Source organism: Oleomonas cavernae, assembly GCF_003590945.1.
In the GTDB taxonomy this organism is placed as follows: Bacteria; Pseudomonadota; Alphaproteobacteria; order Zavarziniales; family Zavarziniaceae; genus Zavarzinia; species Zavarzinia cavernae.
Genome location: NZ_QYUK01000011.1, coordinates 3814831 through 3836177 on the forward strand (window position 1 = coordinate 3814831; position 21347 = coordinate 3836177).

A 21347-nucleotide genomic window follows, 5' to 3' on the forward strand; every position below is an offset into this window, starting at 1 on the left:
TCTCCCGCCGCGCGGATGAAATGCGCCGGCGGACCCGGTGGCCCGCCGGCGTCGGGCAAGTAACCTCAGGCGTGCGAGGCGGTGATCGCCGGGCCGCTGGACGATGTCTCGCTCAGCCAGTCGGGCCAGCCGGCAGCCTTGTTCTGTTCGCGGGCGAGCTTGCGTTCCTCGGGTGTTGCGAACTCCAGGTCCCAGCGCTTCAGGGCCGGCTTGATGATGACGCCGTGCCACAGCGGCGGGATCAGGGCCGCGAGGAAGCAGACGAAGACGCTGGGCATGCGGATCGCCGACCGATCGGGCACCAGCCTGTAATAGGGGGCGTAGGAGTCCAGGTGGTGGTCGGCGTGATTGGTGATCTCGAAGGCCACGAGACGCGACATGACACCCAGGTGATTCCAGACATGCCGGCGGGTGATCGGCGCACCTTCCACGCGGATCAGGCCATAGTGCTGGAAGTAGTTGAAGGACTCGACCCAGACCCGCGCCGCCAGGACGGCGCCGATGCCGACCGCCAGTCCTTGCCAGCCGCCGACGACGAAGATCGCGGCCTGGAACAGGACCTGCGCGACGATCGCCTTGTACAGCCGGTGGCCGATCGACCAGCGGCCCTTGCCGCGCTTCTCCAGGGCGTCGCTCTCCACCCGCCAGGCATCCCGCGTGCTGGTGTAGAGCGCCCGGGCGGTGAAGCTGTAGAGGCCGACACCGCGCCTTGCCGTATCGCCGTCCTTGGGTGTTGCAACATCGATGTGATGGCCGATGACATGGGCGATCTCACGCGTGCAGTCCAGGTAGCAGACCTGCATGTAGCGGCCGAAGAAGCGCGGCAGCACGCCACGCTGATGATAGAGCTCGTGCGACGCCGGCACGAAGGGCACCACCCCCATCCAGGCGCAGCCAGCGACGGCGCCGGCAATCTGCCAGCCGTTGAGCTCGCCCTGGCCGACCTGCCAGGCGCAGACCAGGTAGATCGCGGGCGACAGCAAGGTCGACAGCCAGACCGGGACATTCGCCCAGAATTTGCTGGTCATCGTGCGCGGCGACATGTCGTCGGGCAGCAGCGAGTCGACGATCGCCAGCGCCGGGAAACTTGCGATGGCGACGAAGATCCAGTCGCCGCCGACGATGAACCCTGCCATGGCCGCGAGCTGGACCAGCACAGGGGTATAGTACATGAGATATGATTTCATATCGTAACCCTCCCTTGACGCGTCGCCTGGCTTTCCGCCCGGCCTCGCTCAAGGCTGGCGACGGGCGATCGACGCGATCTGCACTAATCATGACCAACAGGCCCGCGATCCGCGCCAACCCTTAGGATGGGCGCCGGCAAAACCACCCGGAATGCCGGGAACGCAGCCGGTTTTCAGCACCCGGGCTGATGTAATGCGGTGCGCGGCAGGGGGCTATTTGTCCGGCGGCCAACCTTTCGTCGGTTATCCGGTGCCGGGGCATCTGGCTTGATTGACGGAGGATGCAAAAAAAATCGGGTGGAAGCACCATGAGCCAGGAAGCCAGCCAAATGGATGTCGCCGTATTTTCGCCGGCCAAGGCACAATTGACGCGCCTGCTGAAAACCCAGAAGGCGGCGCATCTGGCCGCGGGCCCGCTCAGCGCCGACGAGCGCATCGCCTGGCTGGACCGGGTGATCGGGCTGATGGTCGATCACCAGGACGACATCGTCGAGGCCTTGGCTGCAGATTTCGGCAACCGCAGCCGCGAGGCGACCCTGGTCGCCGATGTCTTCGCCGTCATCGGCTCGCTGAAATACGCCAGGGAGAACCTGCGCGACTGGCTGGCCCCGCTCGGCTTCGAGACGCAGTTCCCCGATGCCGAGGCCCGCGTCGAATACCAGCCGCTGGGCGTCGTCGGCCTGATGAGCCCGTGGAATTTCCCCTTCAACCTGACCTTCGCGCCACTGGCCGGCATCATCGCCGCCGGCAATCGCTGCATCATCAAGCCGTCGGAATTCACCCCCGCCTCGTCCGCCCTGATCGCGCGCATGGTGGCCTCGGCCTTCGACGAGAGCGAGATCGCTGTTGTCACAGGCGATGCCGCGGTGGCCGCGCATTTCGCCGCCCTGCCCTTCGATCACCTGCTGTTCACCGGCAGCACCTCGGTCGCCCGCCACGTGGCGCGGGCCGCCGCGGAAAACCTGGTGCCGCTGACCCTCGAGCTGGGCGGCAAGTCACCGGTGATCGTGTCCGCCAGCGCCTCGGTCGAGGATGCCGCCGCGCGGGTCATGACCGTCAAGACCCTGAATGCCGGCCAGATCTGCCTGGCGCCCGACTATGTCCTGCTGCCGGAGGGCAGCGTCGAAGCCTTCTCGGCCGCCGCGAGCAAGGCGGTCGCCACCATGTTCCCGGCCCTGAAGGACAACCCGGATTACACCTCGATCATCAACCAGCGCCACTACGACCGGCTGCGCGGCTATCTGGACGACGCCCGGGCCAAGGGCGCGCAGATCGTCGAGCTGAACCCGGCGGGCGAGGATTTCTCGCAGCAGGAAGCCCGCCGCATCGCGCCGACCCTGGTGATCAACGCGCCCGACGACGCCAGGATCATGCAGGACGAGATCTTCGGCCCGCTGCTGCCGCTGCGCACCTATCGCGGCATCGATGAAGCCATCGGTTACGTCAACGACCGGCCCCGCCCCCTGGCGCTCTACTATTTCGGCCAGGACCAAGAGGAAGAGCGCCGGGTGCTGGCGCGCACCACCTCGGGCGGCGTCACCGTGAACGACGTGATGAGCCACGCCTTTGCCGAGAACCTGCCGTTCGGCGGGGTCGGCGCCTCGGGCACCGGGGCCTATCACGGCAAGGCCGGCTTCCTGGCCTTCAGCCATGCCAAGTCCGTCTACCGCCAGAGCAAGGCGCTCGAGGCCGAATATTTCCTGCGTCCGCCCTATGGCGACGGCCTGCGCCAATTCCTGGCGAGCGTCATCACCAAGTAGAAATCGAGCACATCATGGCCGGCCTCCTCCGCAAATTATTCGGCAAAAGCGAGCCCCAGATCGCGAGCCTGAAACCGTTCGACGTCGAGATCGCCGTCGACGGCTCGCAAACCCTGCTGGAGGCAGCGCTGGCCCAGGATGTCGCCTTTCCGCACAACTGCACCGTCGGCACTTGCGGCTCGTGCAAGTGCCGGCTGGTCTCGGGCAAGGTCAGCGCCCTGACCGATTTCGGCTATACGCTGTCGAAGGAGGAACTGGAGGCCGGCTTCATCCTGGCCTGCCAGGCCCGGCTCAAATCCGCCGTCACCGTCGAGGTGGAAAGCCCGGCGGCCAATACCCCGCCGCCCGAGCAGTTCCAGGGCCGGATCGCCCGGTCGGACGACCTGACCCATGACATCAAGTCGGTTACGGTGGCGCTCGACCGGCCGATGAACTACATCGCCGGCCAGTATGCCAATGTCCTGGTCGACGGCATCCCGGCCCGGTCCTATTCCTTTGCCGCCGCGCCGGAGCGCAACGGCCGCCAGGAAATCACCTTCTACATCCGCAAGATCCCGGGCGGCGCCCTGACCGAGCGCCTGTTCGCGGGCCAGTTGTCGGCCGCCGCGGTCGGCATCGACGGCCCCCACGGCACGTTCTACCTGCGCCAGGGCGACGGCCCGATCATCTGCATCGCCGGCGGCAGCGGCCTCGCCCCCCTGCTCAGCCTGTTGCAGGATGCCCGCAAGAATCGGGTGCGCCGGCGCTGCGTCATGCTGTTCGGTGCCCGCACCCAGGCGGATCTCTATGGCCTGGACCAAATCGAGGAAATCGCCCGCGACTGGCTACCGGCCTTCCGCTTCGTCCCCGTGCTCAGCCACGAACCGGAAGACAGCGACTGGCGCGGGCTGCGCGGCTTCGTCACCAGCCACCTGGCCGCCTTGCTGCCGCAGGGCGACCCGGCGGAATTCCAGAGCTATATGTGCGGGCCGCCGCCGATGATCGATGCCGCGGTGACGGTGATGACGGGCCTGGGCATCCCGCTGGCCTCGATCCACTACGACAAGTTCACCGACGCCAGTTTCGCGGCGCGCTGAGCATCAGTCGCCGCGCCGCTGCATCGCCCCCTGGGTGAGATAGAGATCGTAGATATCGGGATCGTTGACCCGCATGCGGTCGCCGTTGCCCAGCTTTGCGACCTGCTCCATGCGCGTCATGCGGTTGGTCTGGACGTTGTAGGCGTGAACATGGGTCCATGACCAATAGGGATGGGCACCGTCGGCAACCGCCGCCGTGCCATCCTGGTAGAGCGAGAAGGCCGCATCGAACGAGCGGAACAACTGCCCGCGCCGGTCGAAGCTGACCATGCCGATGGGCAGCATGGTGCGAACGTCGAAGCGCACCTGCTTCTTGGAAATCGGGGCCCGGGGAAACATGACCGGCTCGGCCTCGACCGTGATCGCCTGGGGGACCAGTTCGACGGTGGTCTCGAAAAAAGTGTTGCCCTTGGGGCCGCCATGGGTCTTGCGCTCCCAGTTCGGGCTGCTGCCCGACCAGTTGGCGGAGATCGCGGCCAGGGCGGGACCGGTCGAGACGATCTTGTAGTTGCCCCAGGTCAGGAAGGGATCCCCGGCAGCCCAGGCATCCGACAGGTAAAGGTCGGAGCCCGGCAGCAGCGGCTCGAAGCGCTGGTTCGTGGGATAGCGGCGAATGCGCCGGAACGAGGGAACGTAACCGAACAGGTCGGGAAATTCCCGCTGGTCATAGGGCCAGACATTGAGGAAGGAGGAGCCGCGGACATCATCGGGCGAAACGAAATAGACCGCCTGGTAGCGCAGCTTGTCCTCCTCGCCCGGCCAGTAGGGCCGCGGCTCCATCACCACCCGGCCGATCGGTGACAATTCCGCCCAGCACGCCTCGTAGCGGTAATCGATATTGCCCGAGGCGCCGATGTCGCATTCCTTGATGGCATAGACCGAGGCATCGTGCCGCCCCCAGCTCAAGGTCAGGCCCGCGAAGGCTTCGATGCCGGTCTGGGCGGCGGGAAAGGGATTGCCGCCGATCCAGGGCTTGCCGTCGGTGGTGACCACGTTGCCGTTGGCGTCGAACCTGGCCTTGCCCTTGTTGCGCAGCGTGGCCTCGACATATTCCCACGGCGCCAGCTTCATGACCTCGGCCGTGGTCGGCGCCAGCTTCAGGCGCCGCCCCATGTTCCTGATCTGGGTGTATTGCACCGGGTCGAGCAGGTCGCGCACCAGCTCGACATTGTCGGCGCTGATCTCCTGGCCGGGCGCCAGTTTGCCCTTGGTATAGGCCTCGATCGACCGCAGCTCGTCGGGATAGGCAGCACTGCCCTCGCCCCGGGCTTCTATCGCCCGCCACAGGGGCGAGAGGACACCGGCGGTAACGACGCCGCGGCCAAGCTGCTCGAGGAAGTGGCGACGCGAGTAATCACGATCGTAGCGCTTGATGCGCATTTCTTTAAGCCTTCCACCGCCGGAAAAAAAGGAGGAGGGCGGATGCCGTGTTCAGCATGTGCCCTCCTCAGTGTGGCCGGGGGAGAGCCGGCACTTCGAACCTAAAAAAGCGGAGGAGGGAGCGTGGCGGAAGCCTGCCGCGCACCCTCCTCCAGTCTAACCGGAGGAGAGCCGGTATTCAGAACTGATAGGTTACACGCAGCGAGACCTCGTCGGCAAAATCGAGCGTCGACAGGGCATTGTAGTTGTCGCGGTCACCGGCAAAGACCGAAGCATGAAGATCGACCTGCCACTTGTCGTCGGGCTTCCAGCGGACACCCGGCTGGACATAGAAGCCGCCGCGCAGGTCGTAGAGCACGGCCCATTCGAAGCGCCATTCCAGCGACGGCGACGGCTGGAACCCGGCGAAGGCGACCGCGTGGTAATCCTCCAGGCCCTTGCCGGGCGGGCCGCCATCGGTCCCGCCGAAGCCGTCGAGGCTGCGGCCGAAGATGTCGCCGGCCGACTTGTACAGATACTGGGCGACCAGGTAGGCGGCCGGGAAGTCCTCGCTCCAGCGATACCATTTTTCGACCACGGCGGCCGCGGCCCATTCGTCCTCGACCTGGAAGCCCTTGGACAGCGACGGTGCGGTGAAAACCTTGTTCGGGGTATAGGAGAATTCGACGCGCGTGATCAACTGCTCCAGGAACGAGCCGGGCTCGCCGTCGAAGACATAGTTGATGCTGGCGCCGAAGACGTTCTCGTAGGGGAAGACGCGCTCTATATGGCCGCGCAGGCCGCCCGAGAGCCAGAAGAAGGTGTCCAGTTCGGCCGCCGCCAGGCTCTGGCTGTCGCCGACATTATAGGCGGTCAGCGAGCCGGTCGCGGGCTGGAAGTCGTCCACCGCCGAGTTGAGCGCGGTGACGCCGTTGAGCCTGACATTGCCGGCGTAGTGGAACCACTCCTCCTGGCTTTTCACGCCACGCGCCTCGTCGCGCTCGAAGGGCGTCTCCGCCGCCACGGCGCCGGAACCCGGCAGCAGGGGCGAGATATCCTTGTTCACCCCGGACTTGGTCCAGCGGATGGCACCGTCGGGATTGTGGCGGCTGACGGCGAAGAATTGCAGGCCGAGATTGCCGAGCTGCCCGCGAATGCGGCCGCCCACATTCCAGACATCGTCGGCAATGCCCTTGTAGCGCTCGTGCAGGGTGAACTGGTCGGGGATGATGTTGTAGGGCGTCGACGGATTGGGATAGATCGTCGGCTCGAACTTCTGGATGAAGGCTTCGACTTCCCAGTCCGGCGTGACCTGGTAGGACGCACGAATGCCAAGGCCCGGCACGCGCTTGTCGGAGAATTCCTCCAGCGCCGGATCGAGGATCAGGTGGCGCCGCAGGTCGAGGCCGTTGGGCACGTCCATCACGCGGAAGAACACCGCCTCGCCCCAGGCGATGACCTGGTTGCCGACCTGGACCACCAGCGGGCCGCTGGTGAAGTTGATCTTGGCGACCGGGAAATCGATCATGAAGTTCTTGTCGGCATATTCCAGCGGCGTGCCGCCGCCGCCGTCGCGGAACTGCGTCTCGTAGAAATTCACGTCCGAGACGTCGTGATAGGGATTCCATTCGTAGACCGCGCGCATGGTGAGCGACGCGCTCCAGTTGGCGTCGATCATGGCCCCCATGTTGACTTCCAGCCGGGTCATGAAGTGGTTGAAGTCGTTGGTGGGCGAGGCGACGTCGCGGTAGCCGGTGGGCGGAATGCTCACCGCCTGGCCGAACAACGGGTTGGTCACGCTGCTCAAGGGCGGCAGGGACAGGCCGGTCAACAGATTGTTCACAGCCGCGAGCGAACTCAGGTCGAGGCCCATGGGCTCGAGCGGCACCTGCTTGCCGTTGTAGGGATCGCCGGACTGGTTGTTCTCGTTCTCCTTGTCCGACAGCTTCACCGCAATCTGGTGCTGGATGAAGCCCGATATGGTGAAGTCGATGGCCAAGGCCGGCACGACAAGCCCGATCAGCGCGCCCGTTGCCGTCATGGACGCCACCATGCGCATCGCACTGGATTTCTTTTTCATTTACCTGTCCCCCCTCGATTCCTGCCCTGCGGCCCGGTGATCCAGTTCAGTTCCCGCCCGGCACCAGCTTGACCACCCGGCCGCTGTTGCCGCCGATGAGCCAGCCGTTCGGTCCCGCGGCGACAATCGCCTGATACCACCCGGTTGCCGCATCGCCCGGCGTGATGGTCGTGAACGACGCCGCGCTATCCGAACCGATCGCCATGCTGCGCACGCCGGTGATCAGAACCTGGCCGCCGGCCGTCCGGCCCACACCCATGTAGTTGGCCTTGGAGCCGGAGGGCACGATCGCCCAGGTCAGCCCGCCATCAGTCGAGCGGAGCACCCGGCCATCCTGGCCGACGGCGTAACCGATCCCATTCCCGTCGATCTGGATGTCGAAGAGCGAGGCCTTGCCGGTGTGGACCAGGGTCCAGCTCTTGCCCCGATCGGTCGAGCGCAGGATGGCTTCGAATTCGCCGGCGATCGTGATCGCGCCGTCGGCCGCCACCGACACGCCGTAGACGTGGGGCTGGAAGCCCTCGGTATTGGTGCTGGACCAGTCGTATTCGATCGGCGCCCAGGTCTGGCCGGCGTCGGACGAGACGAGGATGGTGCCGAAGGCGCCGACCGCCACGGCAAGGCCGGCCGCATTGACATCTACCGCGAACAGGCGGGCGTCGGTGACGCTGGGCAGGCGGGTCCAGGTGGTGCCGGCACGGCGCAGCATCAAGCCGCGCTGCCCGACCACCAGGGCAATGTTGTTCTTCAGGATGCAGCCCAGCGGCACGGCATCGACCACCGCGCCGGCTTCGGCGGCCCAGGTCACGCCGCCGTCACCGCTGGAAAAGATCAGGTTGGGGGCACCCACCGCCAGGAGCTTGTTGCCGTCGGCCGCCATGCAGAACAGGCCTTCGTGCAGCGTGCCCTGGTGGACGACGTCGAAGCCGACGCCACCGGCGGCATGAGCCGCCGGTGCCAGACCGATGAGGAGCGCCGCGACGGCTGCTCGGATGCTGTTTCTCATTGCCGGATGCCCCCGCCCAACCGATCAGGCGCTGCCCAGGCGACGGATCGCCTGAATGGTCAGGAACTGCTCGTAGAAATTGCCCTGGTTCCAGCTCGGCTTGTAGCCGCCGGCCGCTTCCTCGGCCATGTAGAAGCGGCTGCCGCGGTTGGTCTGGATGTCGTAGCACATGCAGGATTGCACCGACCAGACGACCTCGCCGTTACCGTCCTTCACCGACTTGCCGCCACGCTCGTAACGGCCGTAGGGCGCCTCGACCAGCTTCCACAGGTCGCCGCGGCGATCGTAGGTGTTGCTGACCAGACCCTGCATGTTACGCACGTCGACATAGGTGCGGCGCTTGCCGACCGGGGCGCGCGGATAGCCCGTCGGCTCGGAATCGATGACCAGCACTTCCGGCTTAAGCTCGTACTCGTACTCGTAGAAGCTGATACCCTTCGGGCCGCCGTGAACCTCGGGTTCCCAGCCCGGCTTGTCGCCGTGCCAGTTCGAACCCGCGTTGCCCAGGTGCGGCTTGGTATCGACGATCTTGTAGTTGCCCCAGGTCTTCATGGGGTCGCCGGCGTGCCAGGCGTCGGACAGGAACAGGGTGAGGCCGGGCACCAGGGGCTCGAAGCGCTGGTTGGTCGGGAAGCGGCGCTCGCGCTTGAAGGCGGGCAGATAGCCGAAGAGATCGGGGAACTTGGTCTGGTCGTAGAGCCAGTTCGACAGGAAGGAGGTGCCACGCACGTCGTTCGGCGAGACGAAGAACACGGTCTGGAACCGCAGCATGTCCTCGAAGCCGTCGAGATAGGGCTTGCTCGGGTTGCTGGTCAGGCCGCACACGTTCTGCTCCACCCAGCAGAAGTCGTATTTGTAGGCGACATTGCCGTCGGGCGAGATATCGCAGTCGCGCAGCACGTAGAAACCGGCGTCGTTGCGCCCCCATGACAGGGTCAGGTTGGCATAGACTTCCTCGCCGGACTTGGCATTGGGGAACGGGTTGCCGCCGATCCAGCGCTTGCCGTCCAGGGTGACCACGTTGCCGCTGCTGTCGAACTTCGCCTTGCCGGCGTTGCGCACCGTCGCTTCGAGATACTTGTTGCTGTTCAGTTTCAACGGATCGGTCGCGGTCTTCACGATCTTGATCCGGCGGCCCAGTTCCTTGATCTGCTTGAAGGTGATGGGATCGAGCAGATCCTTCACCACGTCGACGTTGCCGGCATCGACGATGTCGCCCGTCTTGATCTTGCCCTTGGTATAGGCATCGATCGAGAGCAATTCCTCGGGATAGGCCTTGGCCGTGTCCTGGGCATTGGCGATCAGCGGCCACAAGGGCTGGAGCACGCCGGCGGCGACGATCCCCTTGGCGGTGCGTTCCATGAACTGGCGGCGGCTGTAGTTGAAGTCGTATTTCTTGATGTGCATGACGCTGTTCCTCCCAAAGGATTTTTTGACGCGATACCGAAGGTTACTGTGCGGCGACGAGCGTCTCGAGTTCGCGGTCGTCGGTGATGTAGGCGGACAGGTCCACCCCCTCGCCGACGATGAGATCGTCGCGCTTCATGAAGGCGGGTTTGATCAGCCAGACCAGCAGGGGCACCACGATCAGCGCGATGACCATGTTGATCAGCATGACCATGACCAGCAGCAGGCCCATGTCGGCCAGGAACTTCAGCTCGGACAGGAAGTACCAGGGCAGGATGCCCAGCAGCATGATCGAGGCGGTGAAGAAGATCGCCTTGCCGGTGGTGGCGACGGAGGCCAGGATCGCCGCGTCGTACTTCTTGTGGCCCTGGTATTCCTCGCAGATCCGGCTGAGCAGGTAGATGCCGTAATCGATGCCGACACCGATGCCGATCGCGGTGATGGGCAGGCTGTTGACGTCGAGGCCGATGCCCATGCCCACCATCACGGTCGACAGGAAGAAGTTCGACAGATTGACCGGGATCAGCAGCAGCACGCCCGCCAGGATCGACTTGTAGGCATAGGCACAGCACACGAACATGGCGAGGTTCAGCAGGCCGAGGATGATCCAGTGATAGTGCTCGACCGCTTCGTTGACGGATTGCTGCAGGGCGATGGTGCCGGTGGCCAGGCGGACCCGGAATTCGGGATGGTCGGCGCCGACGAAATCCACCGCCGCCTGGGCCTGGGCGATCGCCTGGTCGACCGTTTCCTGGGTGTTGTCCTTGTACCACAGCGAGACGGTGGCGTTCTGCTGCTCGAAGTCGGTTACATGCATGAAGGCCTTGGGGCTGGTGCCGAACATCAGGGCACCGACCGCCGCCCCGACCGAGGCATCGTCGCCGTCGAGCGGCATCCACTTGGGATTGCCGCCGGCGAACAGGCGATTGGCCTCGGGCAGGTAGTCGGCAAAGGACAGGGTGGCGACGGGCGGGACCGGCTGCTTCTCGAGGAAATACTCGATCCGGGCCATGGTCTCGATCGTATGGGCCTGGCGGGCGACACGGCTGGGATTGGTCGGGTTCTTGGCCTCGAGCACGATTTCCAGCGTATTGAGGCCGGGGAAGTGATCGTTGATCTGGGCGACGGCGCCGTTGAATTCCGATTTCGGGAACAGCAGGTTGCTGCCCTCGACCGGGTTGCCGATCTTCAGTTGGGTGGTCTGCCAGACGCAGAAAACCGCGACGAGGCCGACCGCGACCGTGGTGAAGCGGGCGCGGGAGCCGTAGGTCCAGGTCGACAGGGTGCGCAGGCCGTTGCGGATCTTGACGTGGACGCCCCGGTCGCCGTCACGGCCGGTGATCTTCAGGATGTTCTTGGGGCTGGGCAGCCAGGACAGCAGCAGGGGGCTGAGGAAGATGTTGGCCGGCACCAGCATGAAGGCCCAGAAGCCGCAGAAAATCGCCAGGCGTTCCATCACCGGAATCGGTGCGACCGCGATCAGGCACAGGCCGACGGCGTCGGTGACGATGCCCAGCGTGCCCGGCACCATCATGACGCCAAGGGCGATCTCGGCCGACTTCCGGCGATCCTTCACATGGTGCAGGATCTCGCAATAGCGTTCGATGAACTGGGCGCAATGGCTGAACGAGCGGGCGACGTGCAGCAGCGGCACGACCATGATCAAGGGCTCGATCGGCAGGTTCAGCCAGCCGACGAAACCAAAGCCCCAGACCGCGGTCACCGCGCTGGCGGTCAGCGGCACGACGACGCCGATGACGTTGCGCATGTAGACGACCAGCGACAGCACGAGTGCCGCCAGCGTGATGCCGAAGATCCACAGCATCTGGTGCTGGTAGTGATAGACCCAGCCGGTCAGGGCCGGCTGGCCCGCCATGTAGACGTCGTGATCGGCGTCGCGCTCGCGCTCGACCAGGCCCTGCATGTAGGCGAAGGTCTCGCCGTAGTCGAGCAGGCGCTCGATGAAGGTGACCTGGATGATGGTCGAGGTTTCATCGGCCGAAATCAGGAAGGCGCGCGCGCCGATCGACATTTCCACCCGGCGGCGGAATTCGTCGACATCCGCCTGGTTGGCCGGCGGATGGTCGCCCATGATCGGCTGGGCATCGATGCCGTCGGGCACCGCCTCGGCATAGCGTGCCTTCTCGGTGCTGATCGAGACCACCTGGTCGTGATCGACCGCGGGCGCCAGATCGGCCTCGCGCGTCATGTTCCAGATCTTCTGCAGGGTCTCGACGTTGTAGATCGTCCCTTCCTTGCGCTTGACCATGATGCTGATGGTCAGCGGGTTGCCGAAGTTGGGATGATCCTTGAACGTCTGGACGTAAGGATGGTCCGCCGGCAGCAGGTCCGAGAAGACCGTGCGCAAGTCGACGTTGCGCAGGCCCAGGCCCAGGAAGACCGTGATGCCGATCATCACCGCCAACGAGAGGATCCGGTTGCGCATGACGAATTGCGCGATGCGAAAGGGCGTGTTTTGCACGGGATTCCGAGCCTTCCGTTGTCACTTAAGTCAAAAGTCGGGGCTTTGCCGGCGCCGCCCTGTCACGGGCCGGCGCAGCACACCAAAAGCTGTGGTCTTGAACGAGACGCGCTGCCCCGCGATCAGGCGGGGCGGGGCGCTATCTCAACGTTCGCGACGTGAATCGAGACGTAACCTCTTCGCTCACCTTGGCGCGCGAAACGCCTGTATCGGCTTGGCACGGGATCTCCGCCATGGTTCCCACCCCTCTACCGTCCCATCAGGGCCGGGCTTGTGTTTTTTGGTGGCCCGGCCTGCCGGCGGATGAACCACCAGGAGCCGAGCTGCTTCAGTGACGACCCTGCACCCTTGCCGCCCAACTTTGACCAGCCCAAAGGTTGGCTCTTCTTCCCAAATTGGTTATGATAAGGAAGTGAACTATTATTTTTTCCGCGATGACCGCGGTTACCGCGCCGTCACGCTGCGGTGCCATGAAATTGGCGGAAAACAAGGCGGGCGCCGAGGCATCTGGCTGCCCGGCACCCGCGTTATTCTGTCGATGAAATTATGATATGTATGCGAACTATATTAGGGTAAGCACCCCAGACAACCCTGAGGGTCACCCGGCCTTGGCATCGCCAGCAAAGGCAGCGCGAACCGAGCCCAGGCCGGCGATCGTCGCCTCGATGACACTGCCCCAGGCGACGGGGACCATGGGACCGAGCGCGCCCGACAGCACGGTATCGCCGGCCAGCAGGGGACGGCCGTGCCGTGCCATGGTCCGGGCCAGCCACAGGGTGGCGGCCAGCGGGTGGCCCAGGCAGGCCATGCCGGCGCCGACCGAGACCATCTGCCCGGCCCGTTCCATCACCATGCCTGCCTGCCGCAGGTCCAACCCGTCGAGCTTGCGCGGCGTGTTGCCCAGGACATAGAGCCCGGAGGAGGCGTTGTCGGCGACGGTATCGAGGAAACCGATCTTCCAGTCGGCGATGCGCGAATCGACCACCTCGATGGCCGGCAGGGCAAAGTCGACCGCCCGCAACACATCGGCGATGGTGAGTCGCGGCTCGGTCAGGTCGCGGCCCAGGACGAAGGCGATCTCCGCCTCGGCCTTGGGCTGGATCAGGCGGTCGCGCCCGATCTCCCAGCCGTCGGGCACCGCCATGTCGTCGAACAGGATGCCGTAGTCGGGCTGATCGACGCCGAGCTGCTTTTGCACGGCGAGCGAGGTCAGGCCGATCTTGCGGCCCACGATGCGCCGGCCGGCCTCGACCCAGCGCCTGGTATTGATGTCCTGGACCTCATAGGCCTGATCGGCCGTGCCGCCGTCGAGCTGGCCGGCGATCGGGGGCACGGTCGTGCCCAGGCGATGGGCCTCGAACAGGCTGTCGGCCACCTGCCTTGTGGTGCTGGGGGTCATGTCGGGTCTCGTCAATCGGCCAGGAAATCGCCGACCAGGCGATTGAAGCGGGCGGCATGCTCGATCTGGGCCCAGTGGCCGCAGCGCCCGAAGACATGCAGTTGCGAGCGCGACAGCAAGTGGTGAAGCCGCAGCGAGACGTCGAGCGGCACCACCAGGTCATCACGGCCGTGGACGATCAGCGTGTCGTGGCCTACCTGGGCGATATCGGCGGGGTCGCTGCCCAGGGCATCGAGCCAGGGCTGATGGGGCCGCGGGAACATGGCGGCAAAGGATTCCTGGAAGCCGGGCCGGATACTGGCCTGGTAGCGCAGTTCGGCCAGTTCGTCGGTCACCAGGCTGCGGTCGTAGGCGAAGATATCGAGCAGGCCGCGCATGGCTTCCAGCGACGGCTGATAGCCCCAGACCGCCGCCAGGCCGTCGGTCACCGGGAAGGTCAGGCCGGCGCTGCCCATCAGCACCAGCTTGCCGACCCGGTCGGGATACTGGATGGCGAAGGCGAGCGCGATCGCACCGCCGAACGAGTTGCCGACGATGTCGACCTTGGCGAGGTCCAGCGTGTCGATCAGGTCCAGCAACTGCCGGATCCAGGTCGCGCGGGAATAGACGATGCCGTTCGGCCGGTCGGTATAGCCAAAGCCCACCATGTCGGGCGCCAGCACGCGGGCGCGCTTTGCCAGGTCCGGCATCACGAGGCGCCAGTTGGCCCAGCCGGTGACGCCGGGGCCCGACCCATGGATCAGGACCACGGGATTGCCCTGCCCCAGGTCATGGCAATTGGTGGCGAAGGCGCCGGTCTGGATGCTGCGCGCGATTTCCGGTGTGTTGATCATGGTCGGTTTCCTCCAATGGTTAGGTTACTTAAGTCGTCATGCCCGGCCTTGTGCCGGGCATCCACGTCGGGACGGTGCGCAGCCGTTGACGGCATAGGCAGCTTGCCGACGTGGATGGCCGGGACAAGCCCGGCCATGACGACCTGGAAAAATGCCCAGACAGAAACACAACCTCTGATGTCTCAAGTATCGGACAGTCACAGGCGAAGACCGATCAGGTGCCGCGGATCAGCCCGCCGGGGCGGGCGCCCCACATGCACAGGCTGGAGGGTTCGAAGCTGAACAGGCGGGGCCGGTGGCCGGCCTCATCCGCGATCTCGTTCACGCCGCAGGAATATTCGAAGACCATGCCGTCAGGCCCGCGGAAATAGACGAAGTTGGCACCCGAGGTGGGGTGCCGGCCGGGCCCGAAGACGATCGGCACGCGCTTCTCGCGCAGCAGGTAGAAGGCGCGCAGGACATCGTCCGGCGTCTCGACCTGGTGGTTGATGTGCTGCACGCCGGCGGTCTCGGCGCGGACAAGCGCGATCGTGTGATGGATCGCGTTGATCCGCATCAGGGGGATGTCACCGATGCGGTCGCTGACCCGGGCATTGCAGACCTGGGTCCAGAATCGCTCGTCGCGCTGCGGATCGGTCGAATTGAGGCCGATGTGGTTGAAGCCGGTGATGGCGGCGTCGCGGGTCGGGAAATAGCGCCGGCCGCGATGCTCAGGGCCTACCGCCAGCTCGATCCGGTTGCCGCTGGGATCATCGAAGCCGATGAAGGCGCGGACCTTGCGGGCCGCGGCCTGGGGCGCCGTCCCGGCGTGGACGCGGTGGCCCAGCGCCTCCAGGGCGGCGGCGGCCTGGTCGAGCTCGTCTTCGCACTCGACCTCGAAACCGGCCACCTGGTAACCCGGCTCGTCATCGACATAACAAAGCGTGTGCGCCCGCGCATCGGAGCGCAGGTGCAAGGATTTTGCCCCCCGCTCGGCAACTTCGAGCCCCAGGCATGCGGTGGCGAAGGATTCCGCCAGGGCCAGGTCCCGGGTCCCTAAGCGCACATAGGCGATATCCTTGAGCCGGATCAGCGGTGTCGCACTCATGATGCCGGCGCCTGAAGTTCAGGGACATCCGCGCAGGTGCTGCCCCAGGCGCAGAGCGAGGCCACGGTGCGCGGAAACTGGCGCGGGCGATGGGCGCGGCCGGCCAGGTCGTCGTCGCCGCCGACATAGGAGAACAGCGCGCCGTCCGGCCCCTGTAGGTGCAGGAAGGCCAGGTTCGACGCGGTTTCGCGGCCCGGCCCCTGGATGATGCGGACCTGGTGTTCCTGGGCGAAATAGCTGCTCTGCATGATGTTGTCGAGCGCCTCGACCTCGAAGGCGGCATAGAGCAGGCCAGCCCGCTCCGATGGGTAGAGGGCGATGCGGTGATGGCGGCTGTCGACCTGCAGATAGGTGATCTCGCCGACCCGGTCGCTGACCCGGGCACCCAGGCAGGCGGTCCAGAACATTGTATCGCGGACGATATCGCGGCTGCGCAGGCCGACGCCATGCAGGCCGACGATGCCGGCATCGCGCGCGGGGAAGTAGCGCCGCCCGCTGTGCAGGGGCCGCACCACCAGGTCGATGGCATTGCCCGAGCCGTCCCGGGCCTGCGCCATCGCCTGGACACCGTGGCGGCGGCAGGCCTCGGCACCCGCGCGGGCGGCGGTGAAACCCTGGGCGTTCAGCGCCTGTTCGGCCGTGGCCAGCGCGGCCTCGTCCACCAGTTCGATGCCCACGCTCCCGGCACCCTGCGCGGCCGGCAGGAACGAGAGGCTGCGCAGCCGCTGGTCGCAGCGGAAGGGAATTTCGCCCTCGACCTCGACGCCACGCTGCAGCCCCAGGATCTCGGCGGCGAAGCGCGCGCTGGCCGGCGGATCCTGGACGGCCAGGCGGACATAGCAGACCGCGGCGACGAGTGATTCAGCCACGCTTGGGGCCTCGCGACTTGCCTTGGGCGGCGATATAGGCGCGGGCCATGTCGCGCAGCATGGCGAACTGCTGGTCGTCGCGCTTGGGGTCGTTGTCCCACAGCTTGCGCAGGGCGAGGCCGCGCACGACGCCCAGCATGATCGACAGCAGGCCCGGCGCCAGGTCCGCCGGAATGCCGGCCGCGGCCAGGGCCTGGCCCCAGGCCTGCTCGACCGGCAGGCGGGCGCCGCGGGCGATGTCCAGCACCTGCTCGCGCACGCTGGGCTCGGTCGCGGTCGACAGGACGATGTCCACGGCAACCAGGAAATGCCGGCTGAAGAAGAATTCGCGGGCGTCCTCGATCAGCAGGTCCAGGATATCGCGCGCGGGATCGACCGCGGCGGCCCGCTGGCGGCTGACCGCCAGGGCCTGGTCATAGACATGGGCCAGGGTGGCGACGATCAACTGGTCCTTGGTCGGGAAGTGATGCAGTTGCGCGCCGCGCGAAATGCCGGCGACGCGCGACACCTCGGCGGTGCGAAACCCGGCATAGCCATGGCTGCTCATGACCTTGGCGGCGGCATCCAGGATGCGCCGCTGCATGTCTTCGCTGCGCGCGGCCTGGGTCCGGCGTTCCACTTCGGGCCTCGACTTCGGGCGCCCGCGCCTGGCCGGCGGGATTAGGGTATCAGACGACGACATGGACAACCCCTTCGATCAGTTCGACGGGATAGGTCTTCAGCGCCACCTCGCAGGGCATGCCCGTGGCCGCCCCGGTGGTGACGTCGAAGGTGCCGAAGTGCCAACTGCACTCGACGATTTTTCCCATCAGGCAGCCCTCCTCCGAGAGCGAGACCTCGCCATGCGTGCAGCGATCGGCTGTCGCATAGATGCGGCCGTCGACATTATAGAGGGCGATCGGCTGCCCGTCAGGCAGCGCTGCCTGACGGATTTCGCCTTCGGGAATGTCCGCCACGGGACATAGTTTCATCAGTTCAGGCATCTGCTTCAGGTCCATCACAGCATGGTACTGCCGCCGTTGACGCTGATGACCTGGCCGGTCACGAACGCCGCCTCCGACGACGCCAGATAGCCGACCATCGAGGCGACCTCGTCCATTTCGCCGGCCCGCCCCAGGGGAATGACGCTGAGGAATTTCTGGGCGAGGTCCGGCGCCTTCTCGACGAAGGCCGCCAGTTGGTGGGTGTTGACGGCGCAGGGCGCCACCGTGTTCACGGTGATGCCGTCGCGGGCGAATTCCCGCGCCAGGCCGGTGGTCATGGCATGCACCCCGCCCTTGGCGGCGTTATAGGCGGCATGGTCCCACAAGCCGTTGCGCACCGAATCCGCCCCCATGTTGACGACCCGGCCATAGCGCTGCCGCCGCATGACCGGCAGCGCGTACCACGAACACCAGATGGCGGTCCACAGGTTGCGGTCGATGGTGGCGCGCAGGGTGTCCGGCGTCTGTTCCAGGAAGGGGCGGATGATCCCGCCGCCGGCATTGTTCACCAGAATGTCGACCGTCCCGCAATCGGCCACCGCCCGGCCGATCAGGGCACCGGCCGCCGCTTCCAGGGACAGGTCGCCGGCCTGCGTCACGGGCCGGTCGCCATGCTTGCCGGCCAATTGATCGGCCGCCGCCTCCAACGCATCGCCGTCGAGATCCGCGATCACCAGGCGGGCGCCGTCGCGGGCCAGGCGGTCGGCGACGGCAAAGCCGATGCCCCGGGCCGCCCCCGTCACCACCGCGATCCTGCCTTCAAGCGGCCTGGTCATTTCCGCCCCTCACAGAATGATGCTGACGCGGCCCTGGGGCCGCAGGCCATCGCTGGCCAGCAGGCAGCGCTTCTCGCGAATCCGCAGCCCCTCGCCTTCCCACACCAGCTGATGCAGGTTGGTGCCGAAGAAGACATCGGTCTGGCCTTCCTTGGTGCGATAGGTGATGAAGGCCGAGCTGACCTGCCATTCGTCGCCCGCGCGCTCGCGGATCCGCACGTTGCTGACCAGGTGGCGCAGCTTGGAGCGCGGGAATTCGGCGTGGGCCGTGCGTTTCATCAGGCGTTTCACCCGCTCACCCAGGCGAAAGCGGTCGTCGGCGATATAGAACAGGTTGTTCTCGGGCGAGGCGTCGGGCGCCACGTCGGTCGACGGGACGTAGTAATGCGCATCGTCGCTGAACAGTGCCAGCCATTCCGGCAGGCGCCATTCGTCGATCAGGTCGGCCTCGAGGAAGAGGAAATCCTCGACCTGGGCACGGGTCGGGTTGGGCAGGGCGAGATCGATGGTCATGCCGCGGCCTCGAAAATGCGCTGGTTCCACTGGGCCCAGAAGGCGCGCATCTGCGCCTCGTCGTCATAGGACGGGGTCTCGCGGCCCATGCCCTTGGACATGTCGTTCCAGCCGACCTCGGCCATGTTGGCATAGCCGCGCTGGCACTGTTCCAGGGCCTCGACATCGTCGGGCGTGGCAAAGCCGCCGGGGCCCAGGAATTCGAGGAAGTTGAACAGGCGGTATTCCCGCGCCCACTTGCTTTCCTCGGCCGGGGCCAGGGCCCAGGCGTTGATCAGCATGAAATCGGGCGCGGTGGGATAGAAGGTGCGCACGGTGATCGCCATGATGTCGTTGATCACCAGGTTGGGGAAGATCACCAGGTTGCGGTTACGGGTGGCGATGCGATCGGCCCGTTCCTTGCCGTGACGCTCGACCAGGCGCTCGTAGATCGCGTCGATCTCCACCTTGCCCTGGTCGCCCCACATGGGGATCCACTGGGCTACCGGCCGGCCCCAGGGCGCGCTGTATTCGACCACGGCATGGCCGTTGCCCAGGTCGTGGCTGACGCCCTTCAGCGCCACATTGGCCAGGCCGCCATTGGTGTTCTTGAGATAGTCGAGATAGGTCGCATGGTTGGTGGCGGCGTGGTAGCCGTCGAAGCTGTTTTCGGCCAGCAGCTTCCAGTTGGCGCGGATCGAATATTCCTGGGTGCCGCCGACGATGGCCATGCCCAGGTCGGACTGGTCGGCCACGATATCGATATATTCCTTGGCACCGGCCAGGTAATCGGACAGGGACACGGCATCGGCATCGAAGCAGACGAAGGCAAAGCCGCGATAGGTGTCGAAGCGCGGCACCGGCTGCAGGCCCGAGGTGCTGCGCGCCTTGAAATCCGCCGGATAGGCTTCCTCGTCCGGCAGGTTGCGCAGGTTGCCGTCCAGGCCGAAGATCCAGCCGTGATAGAAGCACTGGAACGACTTGGCATTGCCTGCGCGCTCGCGGCAGACCTTGGCGCCCCGGTGGGCACAGGTGTTCAGCAGGGCGCGGAGCTCGCCCTTGGGATTGCGGGCGAAGATGATGTGACGCCCGCCGACCTGGCGGGTGACGAAGTCGCCGGGCTTGGCCAGTTCCGACGTGTGGCCCAGGTAGAGCCAGCAGCGGCCGAAAATCTTCTCGCGCTCCGCCTCCAGGATCGCCGGATCGACGAAGGTGCGCCGGGCGACATTGAAGACGTGCCGTTCCTTGTCGATCACCAGCATCGGATCGCCATGGCCGTTGGGTGTCATGGAACCTCCCTCCATTTTCATTTGGGTGCCGCGGCGCGGCGCAGGTCGAATGCGGGGTTTTCCAGGTCGGCGCGGGCCGGGCGCTGCCGGCCGGCGACGATGCGGCGCAGGGCCGCCATGTCGCGTGCCGCGTTGACGGTGACGGCCCCGACCACCTCGCCCGCGCGCAGGGCGATCAGGGTGAAGCGGCCTGCTTCCACGTCGCCGCGCAGCACGAGATCGTCGGCGACAGCGTCACCCAGGACCTGAAGATTGACGTCGTACTGATCGGACCAGAACCAGGGCGGATCGCCATAGGGGCTGTCCTGCCCCGCCATGGTGCGCGCCGCGGCGATCGCCTGGTTCTGCGCATTCGCCCAGGTCTCGATCCGGGTCCAGCGGTCGTGACAGCGGCTCCATTGCAGGGCGACATCGCCGGCCGCGAAAATATGCGGCAGTTCGGTGCGGCCGTGAGCATCGACCTTGATACCCTGGCCGCCGGCAAGGCCCAGCCGTTCGGCCAGGCCGACGACCGGATCGACCCCGACGCCGACGACGATCAGGTCGGCCGGCACCACCCGGCCGTCGGCCAGGACGACGCCCTGCGCATTCGCCCCGACCGGCACCTGGCCGAAATGGAACTCGACCCCGGCCTGCTCGTGGCGGCGGCGCAGAAAGCCGGCGACCACCTCGGGCAGGGCCCGGGCCAGCAGGCGGGGTGCGGCCTCGATGACCGTGGCCCTTGCCCCTTGGGCGACCGCGGCGGCGGCCGCCTCCAGCCCGATCACCCCGCCGCCCACGGCAACGATCCGGGCCCCGGGCACGAAGCCGCGGCGCAGGGCGCAGGCATCGTCGATCGTGCGCAGGTAATGCACCGGGATCGGCCCCGCCTCCAGCGCCGGCAGCCGGCGCGGCACCGTGCCGGTGGCAAACATCAGCTTGTCGAAGCCGAACACCCGGCCATCTTTGGCAGCGACATGGCCGCGCTCGATATCGCCGTCGGCGATTTCCGCCCCGGTGACCAGGTCGACGCCTAAGGTTGCCCAATCCGGCGCACTGCGGACAAAGGCCGGCACGGCATCGGTCTTGAGCAGCATTTCCTTGGACAGTTGCGGCCGCTCATAGGGCGGATGCGCCTCCGCCCCGATCAGGGTGACGGCGCCGGCATGGCCCGCGGCACGCAGGGCCTCGGCCGCGCGGGCGCCGGCTTGGCCTGCGCCGATGATGACGATGCTGGGACCAGCCCTAGTCACGATTCCGCCCTTCCCTGGTCGACGCTCAAC

19 protein-coding genes are annotated in these 21347 nt (G+C 66.2%); 3 read left to right on the forward strand and 16 right to left on the reverse strand.

Annotation, left to right across the window (positions count from 1 at the left end):
* Nucleotides 1-65: 65 nt before the first annotated feature.
* On the reverse strand, nt 66-1187 hold the full coding sequence (locus tag D3874_RS22305) for an alkane 1-monooxygenase (RefSeq protein WP_119781108.1): 1122 nt from the start codon (nt 1185-1187) through the stop codon (nt 66-68).
* Between the two features lie 308 nt (nt 1188-1495).
* Between D3874_RS22305 and D3874_RS22310 the strand changes: the two genes are divergently transcribed.
* Nucleotides 1496-2947, forward strand: coding sequence for a coniferyl aldehyde dehydrogenase (locus D3874_RS22310; RefSeq protein WP_199699212.1), 1452 nt, complete (start codon nt 1496-1498; stop codon nt 2945-2947).
* Nucleotides 2948-2961: 14 nt separating this feature from the next.
* Nucleotides 2962-4023, forward strand: coding sequence for a 2Fe-2S iron-sulfur cluster-binding protein (locus tag D3874_RS22315; RefSeq protein WP_119781111.1), 1062 nt, complete (start codon nt 2962-2964; stop codon nt 4021-4023).
* A 3-nt stretch (nt 4024-4026) separates the two neighbouring features.
* On the opposite strand, the gene D3874_RS22320 is transcribed toward D3874_RS22315, so the two are convergent.
* The 5 genes from D3874_RS22320 to D3874_RS22340 all read right to left on the reverse strand — a co-directional run bounded on the left by D3874_RS22320 (nt 4027) and on the right by D3874_RS22340 (nt 12357).
* Nucleotides 4027-5403, reverse strand: coding sequence for a DUF1329 domain-containing protein (locus D3874_RS22320; RefSeq protein WP_119781114.1), 1377 nt, complete (start codon nt 5401-5403; stop codon nt 4027-4029).
* A 178-nt stretch (nt 5404-5581) separates the two neighbouring features.
* Complete coding sequence (locus tag D3874_RS22325) at nt 5582-7462, reverse strand: DUF1302 family protein (protein WP_119781116.1); 1881 nt, start codon at nt 7460-7462, stop codon at nt 5582-5584.
* A 46-nt stretch (nt 7463-7508) separates the two neighbouring features.
* Nucleotides 7509-8468 (reverse strand): WD40/YVTN/BNR-like repeat-containing protein, encoded by a 960-nt coding sequence (locus D3874_RS22330; RefSeq protein ID WP_119781119.1) that lies wholly within the window; start codon nt 8466-8468, stop codon nt 7509-7511.
* A gap of 24 nt (nt 8469-8492) precedes the next feature.
* A complete protein-coding gene (locus D3874_RS22335) occupies nt 8493-9875 on the reverse strand; it encodes a DUF1329 domain-containing protein (RefSeq protein ID WP_119781122.1) in 1383 nt (460 codons plus the stop codon).
* A gap of 43 nt (nt 9876-9918) precedes the next feature.
* Nucleotides 9919-12357, reverse strand: a complete 2439-nt coding sequence (locus D3874_RS22340) for an efflux RND transporter permease subunit (protein ID WP_119781125.1) — start codon at nt 12355-12357, stop codon at nt 9919-9921.
* A gap of 331 nt (nt 12358-12688) precedes the next feature.
* Between D3874_RS22340 and D3874_RS28165 the strand changes: the two genes are divergently transcribed.
* Nucleotides 12689-12907: a hypothetical protein gene (locus tag D3874_RS28165; protein ID WP_147385803.1), complete on the forward strand. Its 219-nt coding sequence runs from the start codon at nt 12689-12691 to the stop codon at nt 12905-12907.
* Nucleotides 12908-12955: 48 nt separating this feature from the next.
* Here the strand turns inward: D3874_RS28165 and D3874_RS22345 are convergent, their stop codons facing one another.
* From D3874_RS22345 to D3874_RS22390, 10 genes are all read right to left on the reverse strand, one after another.
* On the reverse strand, nt 12956-13756 hold the full coding sequence (locus tag D3874_RS22345) for a 2-keto-4-pentenoate hydratase (protein WP_119781128.1): 801 nt from the start codon (nt 13754-13756) through the stop codon (nt 12956-12958).
* Nucleotides 13757-13767: 11 nt separating this feature from the next.
* Nucleotides 13768-14589, reverse strand: coding sequence for an alpha/beta fold hydrolase (locus tag D3874_RS22350; protein ID WP_119781130.1), 822 nt, complete (start codon nt 14587-14589; stop codon nt 13768-13770).
* A 214-nt stretch (nt 14590-14803) separates the two neighbouring features.
* Nucleotides 14804-15676, reverse strand: coding sequence for a VOC family protein (locus D3874_RS22355; protein WP_199699213.1), 873 nt, complete (start codon nt 15674-15676; stop codon nt 14804-14806).
* Nucleotides 15673-16545, reverse strand: a complete 873-nt coding sequence (locus D3874_RS22360; protein WP_119781133.1) for a VOC family protein — start codon at nt 16543-16545, stop codon at nt 15673-15675. The genes D3874_RS22355 and D3874_RS22360 overlap by 4 nt, the downstream gene beginning before the upstream one ends.
* Nucleotides 16538-17227, reverse strand: coding sequence for a TetR/AcrR family transcriptional regulator (locus D3874_RS22365; RefSeq protein ID WP_119781136.1), 690 nt, complete (start codon nt 17225-17227; stop codon nt 16538-16540). The genes D3874_RS22360 and D3874_RS22365 overlap by 8 nt, the downstream gene beginning before the upstream one ends.
* Nucleotides 17214-17543, reverse strand: coding sequence for a non-heme iron oxygenase ferredoxin subunit (locus tag D3874_RS22370; RefSeq protein ID WP_199699214.1), 330 nt, complete (start codon nt 17541-17543; stop codon nt 17214-17216). Before D3874_RS22370 ends, D3874_RS22365 begins: the two co-directional genes overlap by 14 nt.
* On the reverse strand, nt 17543-18304 hold the full coding sequence (locus tag D3874_RS22375) for an SDR family NAD(P)-dependent oxidoreductase (RefSeq protein ID WP_119781138.1): 762 nt from the start codon (nt 18302-18304) through the stop codon (nt 17543-17545). The genes D3874_RS22370 and D3874_RS22375 overlap by 1 nt, the downstream gene beginning before the upstream one ends.
* Before the next feature lie 9 nt (nt 18305-18313).
* Nucleotides 18314-18817, reverse strand: a complete 504-nt coding sequence (locus D3874_RS22380; RefSeq protein ID WP_119781141.1) for an aromatic-ring-hydroxylating dioxygenase subunit beta — start codon at nt 18815-18817, stop codon at nt 18314-18316.
* Nucleotides 18814-20085 carry an aromatic ring-hydroxylating oxygenase subunit alpha gene (locus D3874_RS22385; protein WP_199699215.1) on the reverse strand — a complete coding sequence of 424 codons (1272 nt, stop codon included), beginning with the start codon at nt 20083-20085 and terminating at the stop codon, nt 18814-18816. The genes D3874_RS22380 and D3874_RS22385 overlap by 4 nt, the downstream gene beginning before the upstream one ends.
* Nucleotides 20086-20102: 17 nt before the next feature.
* Nucleotides 20103-21317 carry an NAD(P)/FAD-dependent oxidoreductase gene (locus D3874_RS22390; protein WP_119781143.1) on the reverse strand — a complete coding sequence of 405 codons (1215 nt, stop codon included), beginning with the start codon at nt 21315-21317 and terminating at the stop codon, nt 20103-20105.
* Nucleotides 21318-21347: the final 30 nt, after the last annotated feature.

Coding starts and splice junctions, on each gene's coding strand:
- D3874_RS22305 (WP_119781108.1), bottom strand. CDS start 1,187: ATGAAATCATATCTCATGTACTATACCCCTGTGCTGGTCCAGCTCGCG.
- D3874_RS22310 (WP_199699212.1), top strand. CDS start 1,496: ATGAGCCAGGAAGCCAGCCAAATGGATGTCGCCGTATTTTCGCCGGCC.
- D3874_RS22315 (WP_119781111.1), top strand. CDS start 2,962: ATGGCCGGCCTCCTCCGCAAATTATTCGGCAAAAGCGAGCCCCAGATC.
- D3874_RS22320 (WP_119781114.1), bottom strand. CDS start 5,403: ATGCGCATCAAGCGCTACGATCGTGATTACTCGCGTCGCCACTTCCTC.
- D3874_RS22325 (WP_119781116.1), bottom strand. CDS start 7,462: ATGAAAAAGAAATCCAGTGCGATGCGCATGGTGGCGTCCATGACGGCA.
- D3874_RS22330 (WP_119781119.1), bottom strand. CDS start 8,468: ATGAGAAACAGCATCCGAGCAGCCGTCGCGGCGCTCCTCATCGGTCTG.
- D3874_RS22335 (WP_119781122.1), bottom strand. CDS start 9,875: ATGCACATCAAGAAATACGACTTCAACTACAGCCGCCGCCAGTTCATG.
- D3874_RS22345 (WP_119781128.1), bottom strand. CDS start 13,756: ATGACCCCCAGCACCACAAGGCAGGTGGCCGACAGCCTGTTCGAGGCC.
- D3874_RS22350 (WP_119781130.1), bottom strand. CDS start 14,589: ATGATCAACACACCGGAAATCGCGCGCAGCATCCAGACCGGCGCCTTC.
- D3874_RS22355 (WP_199699213.1), bottom strand. CDS start 15,676: ATGAGTGCGACACCGCTGATCCGGCTCAAGGATATCGCCTATGTGCGC.
- D3874_RS22365 (WP_119781136.1), bottom strand. CDS start 17,227: ATGTCGTCGTCTGATACCCTAATCCCGCCGGCCAGGCGCGGGCGCCCG.
- D3874_RS22370 (WP_199699214.1), bottom strand. CDS start 17,543: ATGGACCTGAAGCAGATGCCTGAACTGATGAAACTATGTCCCGTGGCG.
- D3874_RS22375 (WP_119781138.1), bottom strand. CDS start 18,304: ATGACCAGGCCGCTTGAAGGCAGGATCGCGGTGGTGACGGGGGCGGCC.
- D3874_RS22380 (WP_119781141.1), bottom strand. CDS start 18,817: ATGACCATCGATCTCGCCCTGCCCAACCCGACCCGTGCCCAGGTCGAG.
- D3874_RS22385 (WP_199699215.1), bottom strand. CDS start 20,085: ATGACACCCAACGGCCATGGCGATCCGATGCTGGTGATCGACAAGGAA.